Source organism: Bacillus sp. V59.32b (genome assembly GCF_003429085.1).
Classification (GTDB): domain Bacteria; phylum Bacillota; class Bacilli; order Bacillales; family DSM-1321; genus Peribacillus.
Window position 1 is genome coordinate 1 of record NZ_QVTC01000106.1, and the last position, 12,022, is coordinate 12,022.

Sequence of the window (12,022 nt, forward strand, 5' to 3'; positions counted from 1 at the left end):
GCGAAGCGCCTGGAACGGAAATCAACAGACCCCATTAACAGGCCAAATAAAAAAATAACCGCAGGCAAACTCGATTTCATCCAGTTTGTCTACAGTCTGAGCCTGCCAAGGGTTTACATAACCTTGGCAGGCTTTTTATATCTCTGACCCCATGCTTTCCACTTCTACATAAAGAATATGATGGCCATCCAATTCCTTCACTTTAAATAGATATCCGCCAAACTCTAAGACATCATCCATTTGGACATCAGACTTTTCAGTGAGGATCCAGCCTCCCAATGTATCAATATCCTGTTCAGGCATTTCAATTCCAAGTGTATCGCTTACTTCATGGATGAGCGTCTTTGCGTCAAATATATAATGGTTTTCTTTTAGTTTTTGAATAAGTGGTCGTTCATCCTGGTCAAATTCGTCACGGATTTCTCCGACAATTTCCTCCAAGATATCTTCAACCGTCACAAGACCTGCTGTCCCACCGTACTCATCTGACAAGATAGCCATATGCGTCCCCTCTTTTTGCATCTTCAAGAGCAAATCATGGATTGGGCTCTTCTCAAGCACCCGAATAATCGGTGTCATAAAATCCTCTACTTTCAAGGTAGCTGCGTTCTTTTCGGTAATGGTAGCTGTATAAAGAGTTTTAATATTTACCATACCGATCACATTATCTTTATCGCCATCCGTAACTGGGTAGCGGGTAAATTTTTCTTTCTGAATGATATCAATGATCTCTGGAAGAGGTATATCCTTTTCAATCGTTATCATGGCCGTCCGCGGAACCATGATTTCCTTAGCGATTCTTTCATCGAATTCAAAGATCTTATTTACATACTTGAATTCAGACTGGTTGATTTCACCGCTTTCGTAGCTATCCGACAAAATCATCCGAAGCTCTTCCTCGGAATGTGCTACTTCTTTTTCGGAAGCCGGTTTCAAACCAAATAGACCGGTTAAAACTCTTGCTGAACCATTTAATACCCAAATAAAAGGAAACAAAATACGGTAAAACAAGATTAACGGTTTAGCGAACAACAATGTAATTTGTTCGGCTTTTTGAATGGCCGCCGTCTTTGGTGCCAGTTCCCCGACAACAACATGAATGTAAGTCATAAAGATAAACGCAATGAAGAAAGATAAAAGATGAGCAGCAGAATCATTTAACTCCATTCTTTCAAAAAGGGGACGGAATAATTGCTCTACTGTCGGTTCACCAAGCCAACCAAGTCCTAAAGCGGTCACTGTAATGCCCAATTGACAAGCAGACAGGTACTCATCTAAATGAGTCGTGACTTTCTTTGCCGCAAGTGCACTTCTATGGCCTTCTTCTACTAATTGATTAATTCGGGAACTTCTTACCTTTACAATCGCAAACTCTGAAGCTACGAAAAAAGCTGTCAAAGCGATCAAAATGACTACCATTCCTAGTTTTATTGCTATGTCCAATGTATTAGGGAAGACCTATGAATCAAACTCGCTCAACGTTGATTCGCCTTGAGGTCCTTCCCAGGCACCTCCTACAATGCGGAAATTAATTATTCTTACGATACAAAAGCATCTTTTTTCAGTTCTCTGTTTAATATTATACCGAATGCTGTCCACACGCACGAATTTTTTGGCTAGAGGCTGAACCTATGGGAAATTCTTGATATATTTATAAAAAAACCGACCTTCCGAAAAAAACGGAAAATCGGTGTCCCTGCATGGAAGTATTTAGAATGAATGCGAAAAAGAAGGGTCATATATAAGCAAAGCCTCTAAAAGTTTTGTCGCATGGATTATTTCTTCGATTTCCCGTTATGTCGGTCACTTACAATCTTTGGACCGCAATCACAGAGAATCGAATGTTTTAATTTCTTCAAAGGTTTACCGCATGTATCACATATCTTTGTTTGCATGTCATTTCCTCCAAACCATTTTATATAGTTTTTAGATTAGTAGTTTATGATTTATATGAGTTCATGTCTTTTCTTTATACATTTATTATACGCTTTTTAAAATTATAATCAATATTTATTTATAATTATTATAAATAAAATAAGAAACATTTTTTTGCTGATTTTTTCACAAGCATTTCTCTTCACAAAGTATCTTTCAAACTATAAAATAAGAGATACTTATAAAGCCTATTAGAAAGGTAGGAATTATTGTATGGAAAGTGAAATGCGTACGGTTCCCCGTCCTCTCGTCAGAACGAATCAATGGTTTATTGTATTAAGCGTTGTTTTAACCTGGGTTACCGGTCATGAAGTGATTCTTGCCATTCCACTCATTGCTGGAATATCTGGTTTGTTTTTTCACTACAATCCCGTCATGCGCTTTGCCAGGTTATTCTTAAAAAAGAAGCCTTCTGAATATATTCCCGAAGAATATGAACAGCAGCAATTTAATCAGGCCATATCCGTTATCTGCCTGGCGCTCGGACTTATCGGTTATGTAATGGACTGGACCTTTCTTGCTTATACTTTTACAATCATGGTAGCAACGGCAGCCTTTGTAGCGATCCTCGGATTTTGCATCGGTTGTTTTATTCGCTTCCAGTGGAAACAATATATCTATCGCAGATCGATCCGTCAGTCATAATCAACGTTTGGGGTGAATCACTATGAAAATCATTTGTTTTGGAGACAGTCTGACCCGGGGAATTTCCTTTGTAAAAGGAAGGCTTCGGATTTTAAAAGATAATTACCCTAACACTCTGGCTAAATTGGCAGAACCTTTTTCATCGATCGAAATATTGAATAAAGGTGTATTTAATGATAATTCCGATTTGCTCGTGGATCGGATTGACAAAGACATCATTTCTGAACAGCCGGATATCGTGTTAATAAGCGTCGGCGGTAATGACTGCAATTTTAAATGGGACGAGGTTGCTGAGCACCCTACCGGTACACATGAACCGATCGTACCCCTTGAGCGCTATCTGCAAAATGTTGCTTCAATGGTCAAAGAATTTCAAGAGAAGCACATAACGCCTTTCTTGATCACGCTTCCGCCATTGGATCCTGCCAGATACTACGGGTATATCGCTGACAAGTTTGGTCCGTCGATTGGTCATTGGGTATCCAGCGTTGGCGGCATCGAGCATTGGCATGGTATGTATAACCGCAAACTAAAAAAACTGGCCGAAGAATTGAACGTAGCGCTGATCGATGTCCGGACTTACATTAAATCGTCAGGGGATTTACGGGAGTTGATCAGTGATGACGGCATTCATCTCACTTCAAAAGGATATCAATACATGAGCCAGGCAATCTTTAAGGATTTGAGCATGTACTTGAATGAAAAATAAAGAAAACTCGCCGATTGGCGAGCCTGAAAGGCAAAGCGCTGGCTTTGCCTTTTTATATGCTTCTAATATCAACATTTTCGGGAAGCTTAAATGGATTATCCCCATTGATCCGGTCATAAAACAGGATTCCGTTCAAATGATCGAGCTCGTGCTGCATAACGATTGCCGGGAACCCTTTGAAGCGCAGGTTCAATTCATTCCCGTCCACATCATACGCCTTCATTTTTATCCTTTCATATCTTGGAACATACCCCTTTATTTCGCGGTCAACAGAAAGACAGCCTTCGCTCTGAGGCAAATAAATCATGGTCTGAGAAGTACTAGTGATTTTCGGATTAATCAATGTATATTCATAACACTTGCCTTTTTCGTCATTAAAATAAGTGACGAACATCCGTTTATTCAGGCCGATTTGATTGGCGGACAGCCCCACTCCCGCCCGCAGGCCGTATTTTTTTGCAAGGACAGGATCCTGGCTATTCTTTAAAAATTGCATCATATTGGCCAGTTCTTCTTTGTCCTCCTCACTTGGCGGTAGCTCGTTTTCCTCTACTACCTGACGCAAAATGGGGTCCCCTTCTTTTACAATATCCTCCATTGTGATGATATAATCGCTCGTAAATTTACTCATAAAGAAAAAATTCAACTGCCTTTACACGTTTTGTTTTAGCACGTTGTATCAATTATAGGGCAAAACACAGACAAAAAAAAGCTTTGGACTCTATCACGCGGATTATTGCTCCACTTTATTATGTTTGCTTGGCATTTACATAAATTACTAGTTTAAATAGGTCATTTTACCTGTACAAGACTAGTCAGAATTTTTTATACTATATGTATCTACCTTTAAGGAGCTGAGTAATTGAAAGCCCATTCTAAATTAGTGTCGAAGCTACTGCCGATTTTAACGGCGTTCATTGTGATATCTGCAGGCGTCTCCTGGTATGTATGGGGAAATGTCAAAGAAACACCAATTCCCTTCTCTTCCATTGAAAAAACGATTCAAGCCGAAAGTGGCAAGCCTGTTACTATAGAAGAGAAACGGAACGGTGTGATCTACTTGACGACTGAGGAAGGAAAGTATGTTTCTCACGTTCCGCCCAATAGCCAAATGGTAAGCAAACTGATCGAAAATTACAACGTCCAATACTCATATTCACCGAACAGCCCATATAGTCCCTGGATATTAGGCGGTCTTGCAGCCCTAGTTGTCGCTGCGGCAATCTTTGTCCAGAGAAAGGCCAAAGGCGGGATTGGTGCAAGCAAAATGAAGCATAGCATTTCTACAGCCAGGCCGCTCCCTTCGATTACATTGAACGATGTTGGAGGTCTCCAAGGGGAGATGAAGGAGGAAATTCTTCAAACTCTCTCCATCATAAAAGAGCCTGACCGTTCAGCCAAAATAGGAATCAAGCCACCGAAAGGGATATTATTATATGGCCCGCCGGGTACGGGGAAAACATTGCTTGCCCAGGCGATTACCAAAGAACTTAATGCAAGCTTTTTCTCTACTAGTGGCTCTGCCTTTAATGAAATGTTTGTCGGCGTCGGCGCTGCCCGGGTCCGAAGCCTGTTCCAAGCCGCCAGAAAGCAAAAACCTGCTGTCATCTTCATTGACGAAGTGGACGCCCTTGCCGGGAGACGTAAACAAAACGGCGGCGAGGAAGGAGAAAAGACGCTTACCGAGCTTCTTGTTCAGCTTGATGGCGGACATGATAATGATGGAATTCTGTTCATTGCCGCTACGAACAGAAAAGATATGCTGGATGAAGCCTTCCTCCGACCGGGACGGATTGATTTCTCATTCCAGGTTCCGCTTCCAGATACGAAAGGAAGAAAGGAAATCATCTCGATTCATACAAAAAACAAACAGCTTGCTGCTGAAGTGCATGCCTCTTTAGATGAGCTGGCAGAAAGCACTTCCGGTTTTTCAGGAGCGGATATTAACTCTCTTTTCGAAACAGCAAGCAGACGGGCACTTCGTAACGGTCAGGATACGATCCAGAAAGAAGATATGGACCATGCCATTGACCGGACCATCTTAGGCAGCACATCCCGTGCACTTAATGATGAGGAAACGAAGCGTAGAGTTGCCATTCACGAAAGTGGTCATGCCTTAATAGCCGCTTTGACAAAGCCGGGATCGGTTCGAAAGGCGACCATCATTCCGCGCGGCGAGGCACTCGGATATGTCGCCCCAATCCAAAAGGAGCTTCACCTCTCTACTGCAAGCGAGCTGTTGGATCAAGTCAAAATGATCCTGGCAGGCGGAGTCGCGGAACGAATGTTTTTAGGTGAACACAGCATTGGAGTGGGAGGCGACGTCAAGCAAGCCAAACACTTGTTAGAGCAAATGGTTGAAACAGGTATGCTGCAGGATGGATTCACTTTGCTTTTCAATAAAACAGACAAAGAATTGAAGATGCAAGCATTGTTCCAGGAAGCGATTGGGCAAACAGAAGAATTGATTGATACACACCGTGAACAATACCAAGCATTGGTAGACGCTCTCTTAAAGAAAGAGACGCTTGAAGGTTCAGAAGTAGAAGAGATTGTAAATCCTAAATCCCTGATAGAATCTGACGATTTTGCCCTTGCTTAACTTAAATGGATTACTTGAAGGCCCGAATGTATTCGGGCCTTTTTGCTTATAGATTGAAAGAATAGGAAAAATCTCAACTAAAATAATAATAATATGATTCGATTAAGGATGTTATCCGACAGTCATTGTTCAGGAATACCTTTTGCATCCCATGGTTCGCTTGATCGGTACTTCCTACATAAAATGCCGCTCCCAATCTATGTAGCAACACCAGACTATCTCTATGTATCCCTGCACTTTTTCCCTTTCCTCTTTCTTCAGGAACCAGTCCAAAGTAAAATAAACGTCCCTCATCAGACGTTCCTGGTTCAATATGGGGAATCGCTATTCCAAGTGGCTTGTTGTTTTCATATACCGCATAGCATGATTTCCTCCAATAAGGGCCGAGCTCAAGTTTGACTGATCGTAAATGTTCTTCCATCGAAAGTGTGGACCTCGCATTTTCGGAACCAGACATGCAATTGCCCCACAAATCTTTATACCCCTCTTCGGTTAGTACGGATTCCTCTTCAAGATTGTGCCATTCGTATTTTAACTCTTCAGCCTTACAATCAGGCAGATCCCTGTATACCATCACTTTTGAGGAAAAATACTCAAAATTCCTCTGAAGCAGGATATTTTTCATTTCTTCATAATAGCTGGAATCCTGATGAATGATAAACGACATCCTTTTAAGGCTTGCTGTCCTTCCTAAGCTGATCCAATCCCGGATGCTCCGGCTGACAATTTGCAGATTCTCAGGATCCTTCTTGATTTCTTCAAACGTGAGGTAATCCGGTGTACCATTTAACAATCGGAAAGAAGCGCCTGCTTGTTTTTGGATAGAGTTACTAACATCCATAACATTACCCCTTACTGAGTTATGACACTATTATATCAATATTTATGTAACGATGCGTTCAGTAGACGCCGGGATACTGCAATTCTATGTTTCGGTGATATATTTCAAATTTCGGTCATATCTCATTTTGAGCATATATCTCAAATTCCGGTCATATATCTCAGATTTCGAGCATAAATCTCAAATTTCGGTCATATCACAAATGATTCCAAAAAAATAACCTCTCGGGGTAGGCGCAGCCTACCCCGAGAGGTCACTATTTTCCACCTTATTTAATAAACGGCCACCAATTCGCCTTGCCGAATACTTTCGCCATAACGGGGATAAATAACGGCAGGATCACCAGTGCATATAATACTAAGCCAATTAAAACAAGCGTGGCAATTTGCAGCAGCGATAGAACGCCTGCCGGCATCATTGCCGCAAAGGTTCCGCCTAAGATGATCGCTGCAGAAATGATGACCGTGCCCATCTTGCGCATCGATAAAAGCATCGCTTCTTTTACCGGCTTATCCTTGTATTCGTTAAACCGATCCATTAGGAAGATGCTATAGTCTATTCCCAAAGCTATCAATATAACAAAAGCAAAGAACGGAACAGCCCAGCTAATGCCGTCGTAGCCAAGAATATTAACGAAAATGACTTCCGTGATCGCACTTGAAGTATAGTAAGTTAAAATCAATGATGCAATCAAATAGAGTGGCATAATCAGTGAGCGAAGCAAAAAGAACAGGATCAGCGCGATACCGGAAAGCATCAATACGACAGTCCTTGTGTAATCAGCATCTGAAATATTCCCCATATCATTGTAGGTACTTGTGACACCGCCAATCGCTACTTCCGCATTCTCAAGCTTCGTATCTTTGACGCTATCTGCGACGATTCCCTTGATTTCATCAACTTGCGCAATCGTATCATTTGAATAAGGGTTTCCTTTGAATACAACATCCATGGTCATGACTTTGCGATTGTCAGACATATACGCATCCATGGACTGGCCGAAGTCTTCGCTCTCAAGCACCTCTGCCGGGATGTACAAGCCTGATGTTTCTTCATTTGATGAAGCAAGTCCGGATAAATATTCCTGAGCCGAAGTCAATCCATCATGAACTTCATTCAGCCCGTCTGCGCTTTTATCAAGACCATCTGTCAATTCATTCATCTGGCCGCCAAGACCTGAAAAACCGTCTAACAGCTGTTGTTGTCCATCGTTGATGCTGGAAAGTCCACTGTCAAATTTGGACATATTGCCGATAATCTGTTCCTGGCCGTTCGCCGCGGCGGAAAGGCCCTTCTGCAGTTCGTCAACTCCCTGAATCGCTTGGTCAAGACCGTCTGCTAAAGCCTTTTGTCCACCGGGAAGTGGTGCAAATTCTTTGTTTGCTGTTTCCAATCCACCTTGGACTTTGGAGAGATTACCGTTTAACTCCGCCAATCCACTGGCCATCTGCGGCAAGCCTTGTTGGGCAGCACCCGCTGCACCAGAAATCCTCTGGAAATCAGCATCCTCAGAAATGCCAGGATATTTCCCCGCAAGGCGAGCCAATGATTGATCCGCACCTGTAAACGCTTGGGAAAGATTATTGACATTGCTTTGGACATCTTTATATCCACCCTCAAGCTGTGCCAATCCACCGGCAGCCTCCTGATATCCGGCAAGAAGCTGTTTGCTTCCCGCAGACATCTCTAAAAGGTTTTTCTTAACCTCCTCAAGCCCGTTCTTAATTTCACCGGAACCCATCGAACCGTCGCGGATTCCATCTTCGATCTGGGATAACGCCGTTGTAGCCTGACCTACCCCATTTTTTAATTCATCCGTTCCCGAAATCAGGCCGCCGATGCCATCTGTGGCTTCGTTTAACTGAGGCTCTGATTTAGACAGTTCACCACCTGCTGTCTCAAGGCCGTCGCGAATCTCCTCGATTCCATCGTTTCCTTTGCCGACACCTTCACCAAGATCTTCAGCCTGTTTTGCGACAAATAAATCTTCGATTGGTTCACCCATCGGCCTTGTTACAGATCTGACAAAATCAACCTCATCATTTTTCTGGATCTCCTTGCTGATTTCCTCAGCAAGCCCGATATATTCTGTTGTATTCATCGCCTCATCATTCTTGATGACGATCTGCGCAGGCATCGCCTGACCCGGGCCAAAAGCGTCAGCAATAAGGTTAAACGCTTTGACGGACGGGACATCGTCACCTGTTTCATCAAGGGAGTTATAGGACAGCTCCCCGTCATATGTCGCAAGGAACGGAACCATTAGGGCCGCAACCAGCAATAGGGCTAGTAATGGACGAGCAAGGGCAAATTTCCCGGCAGCTCCCCAGAATCTGCTTTCCTTATGTTCAAGATTCCCCTTGGAGGGCCAGAACATCTTCTTGCCCAGCACGGCCATAAAAAATGGTACAATCGTTGCTAATGCAAGCATCAAAACGACAATCCCAACCGCTACCGCAACGGCTGACTGATACAACTTAAAAGTGGATAACCCGATTGCCGCAAATCCGATCAATACCGCTAGCCCGCTGAAAAATACCGTTTTACCGGCTGTGCGGTAAGTCTGTATGATCGCTTCTGGAATGCTTTCCTGCGTCGATAGCTCTTCTTTAAAACGGCTGAATAAAAGGATACAGTAATCCGTTCCAATACCGAACAATATCGCGACTAGGAAAATTTGTGTATAGGATGAAATCGGAAAGTCCCATTTATCCACTAAGAACGCAACGATCGATTGGGAAGCGAGATAACTGATTCCAACCGTAAGCAAAGGAATGAGCGGCGTTACCACGGAACGGAAGACAAGCAGCAATACTACCAGAATGAAAATAACGGTGATACCTTCCGTCTTTTTCAAGCCCTCCTGGGAATTTACGATTAAATCCTCGTCAATCATCCAGCCACTTGTATAATAATGCTCAACCTTTACATCATCAAGCTCTTTATATAAAGCATCGATCACTTCTTTCGGTTCACGGTCGCCTCTTTGTATCATCATCGAAACAAGGATTGTTGTTTCATCCTTTGACACAAGCTGGTCCTTCAGTGATTCTTCCTTGAAGTGCGTCGTGATTTCCGTTACCCCAAGCTCTTTTTTATGATCTTCCAGCCGATTAACCGCTCGCTCAATTTCCGCTTCATCAGCATGAGAAAGCTTATTTTTTTCATGAAAAACTAAAGCCACTGACGATTCATCTTCATCCTGAATCTCTTTTAGTAGCTCTCCCGCCATCGCGGAGGAATATTCAGCCGGCACGTCAAGCGAGCCCTTTTCCCTAACCAAATCGGACATGTTGGGAGCAGAGAACAGCAATACCGCGACAGCAATTACCCAAGCGGACATAATAAACCATTTACCTTTTATGATTCCCCTCATGCTTTTTCCACCTGCACTTCTCTGTTCATGTCTATCAATATGTTAGAAAGCTTTTCATATGTCCCTATGAAGGATGCAATCTCTTCATTGTCAAATTTCGTAATGAAGGATTCCACAAGTTTCTGGATCTTTTGTTCCGTTTGGATAAACAATTCATTTCCCTTTTTCGTGAGTGTTAAATATACAAATCTACGATCATTTTTATCACGGGTTCTTTGAATCAACCCTTTGTCAGTCAGCCTCGTCATGATTGCCGTAATTGCACTTTTGTTGACATTAAAGGCATCAGCCAAATCGGTTGATGTACATTTCTCCTTTTGCCTGATAAATCGAAGCGTATAGTGTTGATCATTTGTTAAATCATCACTGATTTGTTCCTTAATGAGCGATTCACCCATTTTCCATACATGAAAAGACACCCATAAATAACGGTCAATTAATTCTTGGACTTTGTCAGTCGCCATATGATCACCTCAAAAAAACTAGTTCAATTGTTTAACTATTAACTTATTAAACTATATAAAGGAAATGGAAAGCTGTCAATTATTTTGTTTGACATATTTGTTTAAAAGGCAGCGAAACCGGGAAAACCCTAAAAAGAAACAATAACAATGAGGAGGAATTATCGATGGAAACTCAAATGATGGAAAACACTGAAAATAACAGCAAGCTTCTAAAAGGAATCATTTTAGGCGGAATCATAGGAGGCGCGCTGACGTTGTTGGATTCTTCGACAAGAAATAAAGTAAAAACGACGGCGGTGGATCTCAAGGATTCCTCAGTGGATATGTTTTCTCAGGTAAAGGAAAATCCAGGCGAAATGAAGGAACAAATGGTTCAACGTTTCAAGAATGCATCGGACACGTTAAAAGAAGCAATCAGTGAAGCACAAAACCTTTATCAAATCGTGAACGATGATGTGTTTGGAAAAGTGAATGAAGTAAAAGGCATTTCCACAGATGCTTTAAACACAGCAAAGGAAGCAACTGGAGAACTAAAAGAAATCAGCTCTAAAGTAGTGGAAGCAGGCTCCAAGCTTACAGATTCTTCTCCAACGACTTCCAATGGTGGAAATTCTTCTTCAAAAATCAGCTCGGTAAGCGTCAATTCACCATCTTCATTAAATTAATAGTCCTCACCCTTAATGGTTGAAAAGATAGATGGAAGCAGCTTCTGCTTCGTCTATCTTTTTTTATTTGCCTATTTGATTACGAATCAAGGTTACAATAGCCTGGTAATATGACTTCTCATGGGGCACAAATTTACTTTTGCCTAAGCGCATAGTTAGCGAGACTTTCTCTCCGGCAGAATTCAGTTCAAACCCTTCCGCTTCCAACTCATCCCTTGCACAATTCCATAGTTCAAAAAATTCATCAAACTTAGCTCTTACTATCCCGGACACTTCTTCTTGTTGCAGCCGATAGTCAGCCAACTGATATTTACTTGTATACAAATAAACATGGCAAAATTCGTTATCAATGAAATCCCCTGTTAGTATACGGTCCTTGATGACCCCTAATGACAACAACTCGTTAAAAGAGACGCGGATCCCGAGTTCTTCATTAACTTCCCTGATCCCCTCATGAACCGTTTCATGTGCTAATAGATGACCGGCGGCTGTAATGTCTAAGAGATTAGGAAAATCCTTTTTGAGATGGCTGCGAATTTGAAGGTCGATATAATCTATACCATTTTGCCTACTAATGACCCAGCAATGAAACGTTTCATGCCAATGTCCCCGTTTATGTACTTCCGCGCGGGTTGCTATCCCTGCCTTATTCCTTTGTTCATCAAATATATTGATTAATTCGTTTTCCATTCTCGCTCTCCTTTTTTTTTAAGGCTCTGTTAAACAATAATGTTGTTTTTGGGAAGGGAATCTGCGAGACTCCTGCGGAAAAACGGGCTGGCAAG

General features: G+C 42.2%; 10 protein-coding genes. 4 read left to right on the plus strand and 6 right to left on the minus strand.

What is annotated here, in order from left to right:
- Window positions 1-135 precede the first annotated feature (135 nt).
- Entirely contained in the window at window positions 136-1,419 is a 1,284-nt protein-coding gene (locus D0463_RS18605; protein ID WP_483295754.1) for a hemolysin family protein, read from the minus strand.
- Between the two features lie 729 nt (window positions 1,420-2,148).
- Between D0463_RS18605 and D0463_RS18610 the strand changes: the two genes are divergently transcribed.
- Both D0463_RS18610 and D0463_RS18615 read left to right on the plus strand, forming a co-directional pair.
- A complete protein-coding gene (locus D0463_RS18610) occupies window positions 2,149-2,580 on the plus strand; it encodes a DUF4395 domain-containing protein (protein WP_117308846.1) in 432 nt (143 codons plus the stop codon).
- 22 nt (window positions 2,581-2,602) lie between these two features.
- On the plus strand, window positions 2,603-3,289 hold the full coding sequence (locus D0463_RS18615) for an SGNH/GDSL hydrolase family protein (protein WP_117308847.1): 687 nt from the start codon (window positions 2,603-2,605) through the stop codon (window positions 3,287-3,289).
- Window positions 3,290-3,341: 52 nt separating this feature from the next.
- On the opposite strand, the gene def is transcribed toward D0463_RS18615, so the two are convergent.
- Window positions 3,342-3,920, minus strand: a complete 579-nt coding sequence (def, locus tag D0463_RS18620) for a peptide deformylase (RefSeq protein ID WP_117308848.1) — start codon at window positions 3,918-3,920, stop codon at window positions 3,342-3,344.
- Between the two features lie 231 nt (window positions 3,921-4,151).
- Between def and D0463_RS18625 the strand changes: the two genes are divergently transcribed.
- Window positions 4,152-5,891 carry an AAA family ATPase gene (locus tag D0463_RS18625; RefSeq protein ID WP_117308849.1) on the plus strand — a complete coding sequence of 580 codons (1,740 nt, stop codon included), beginning with the start codon at window positions 4,152-4,154 and terminating at the stop codon, window positions 5,889-5,891.
- Window positions 5,892-5,964: 73 nt separating this feature from the next.
- Here the strand turns inward: D0463_RS18625 and D0463_RS18630 are convergent, their stop codons facing one another.
- The 3 genes from D0463_RS18630 to D0463_RS18640 all read right to left on the minus strand — a co-directional run bounded on the left by D0463_RS18630 (window position 5,965) and on the right by D0463_RS18640 (window position 10,572).
- Complete coding sequence (locus D0463_RS18630) at window positions 5,965-6,732, minus strand: GNAT family N-acetyltransferase (protein WP_117308850.1); 768 nt, start codon at window positions 6,730-6,732, stop codon at window positions 5,965-5,967.
- Between the two features lie 268 nt (window positions 6,733-7,000).
- A complete protein-coding gene (locus tag D0463_RS18635) occupies window positions 7,001-10,108 on the minus strand; it encodes an MMPL family transporter (RefSeq protein ID WP_117308851.1) in 3,108 nt (1,035 codons plus the stop codon).
- Window positions 10,105-10,572 (minus strand): MarR family winged helix-turn-helix transcriptional regulator, encoded by a 468-nt coding sequence (locus tag D0463_RS18640; RefSeq protein WP_117308852.1) that lies wholly within the window; start codon window positions 10,570-10,572, stop codon window positions 10,105-10,107. Before D0463_RS18640 ends, D0463_RS18635 begins: the two co-directional genes overlap by 4 nt.
- 164 nt (window positions 10,573-10,736) lie before the next feature.
- Here D0463_RS18640 and D0463_RS18645 point away from each other — a divergent pair, with 164 nt between their 5' ends.
- Window positions 10,737-11,237 carry a YtxH domain-containing protein gene (locus tag D0463_RS18645; protein WP_216824916.1) on the plus strand — a complete coding sequence of 167 codons (501 nt, stop codon included), beginning with the start codon at window positions 10,737-10,739 and terminating at the stop codon, window positions 11,235-11,237.
- Between the two features lie 63 nt (window positions 11,238-11,300).
- Here the strand turns inward: D0463_RS18645 and D0463_RS18650 are convergent, their stop codons facing one another.
- On the minus strand, window positions 11,301-11,927 hold the full coding sequence (locus tag D0463_RS18650; protein ID WP_117308853.1) for an NUDIX hydrolase: 627 nt from the start codon (window positions 11,925-11,927) through the stop codon (window positions 11,301-11,303).
- Window positions 11,928-12,022: the final 95 nt, after the last annotated feature.